This is a genomic window from Arthrobacter sp. TB 26, assembly GCF_000427315.1.
Classification (GTDB): domain Bacteria; phylum Actinomycetota; class Actinomycetes; order Actinomycetales; family Micrococcaceae; genus Arthrobacter.
Genome location: NZ_AUPJ01000266.1, coordinates 1 through 823, shown reverse-complemented (window position 1 = coordinate 823; position 823 = coordinate 1). Strand labels below are relative to the sequence as shown.

Sequence of the window (823 nt, the reverse complement as noted above, 5' to 3'; positions counted from 1 at the left end):
CGCGACTGGCTGGCGTCGCTCCCCCGACTGATCCAACAGTCCCTTGACCGGTGGCAGCTCGAGCTTGAGTTGGCGCCCGGCGCGCTGCCGTGGAACGGTCACGGCGCCATCGTGGTCCCGGTGCGCCGTCGCGCCGGTGGCGCAGCCGGGGTGGCCGCCGGAGATGCCGCTGAAGGAGCTGCCGGCGCTGCAGTCCTCAAAATCGCCTATCCGCACGACGAAGCGCTTGTGGAACCGCAGGCTCTTGCCCTCTGGAAGGGGAACGGGGCGGTCCGTCTGCTGGCAAGCGACGCCGGTGCCGGGGCGCTGCTGCTGGAGCGCCTGGACCCCGTCCGCTCGCTTCAGGACGAGCCCATGGACGTGGCGGTTCCGGTCTGGGGTGAGCTTGTCCGCCGGCTGAGCCTTGTGCCCGAAGGTGGGCCGGACTGGCGGGCGTTCGACCACGTGGCGGCCAGGGCCGAACAGTGGAGTGACGAACTGCCGGAGACCTGGGAACTGCTGGGCCGGCCCTTCCCGCGCTGGTTGCTGGAAGCCGCGCTTGAGGTCTGCCAGACGCGCGGAGCCGTCGGCCGCCGCTCCGGACGCGACGTGCTGGTCCATGCCGACCTGCACTACTTGAATATCCTGGCCCGGCCCGGCCGCGATGCCCCCGCACCTGGCGCACAGGAACCGGCCGACGGCTGGGCCGCCATCGATCCGCAGCCGTTGATCGGCGAGGCGGAATTCGCGGTGGCACCGCTGCTGTGGAACCGGATCGGTGAGCTGTCCCTGGCGGATCCGGAACGGGGCCTGCGGGAGCGCTGCCGGGACTTCAGCATGGCGG

Annotated in this window: 1 protein-coding gene (cut by a window edge); it reads left to right on the top strand. The window is 71.4% G+C overall.

Annotated elements, in window-relative coordinates; all coding sequences use genetic code 11:
* The coding region annotated (locus tag K789_RS0109700; RefSeq protein WP_024366581.1) for an aminoglycoside phosphotransferase family protein crosses the window boundary (this coding region is incomplete at its 3' end): on the top strand, positions 1-823 show 823 of its 880 nt. The annotated region extends 57 nt beyond the left edge of the window.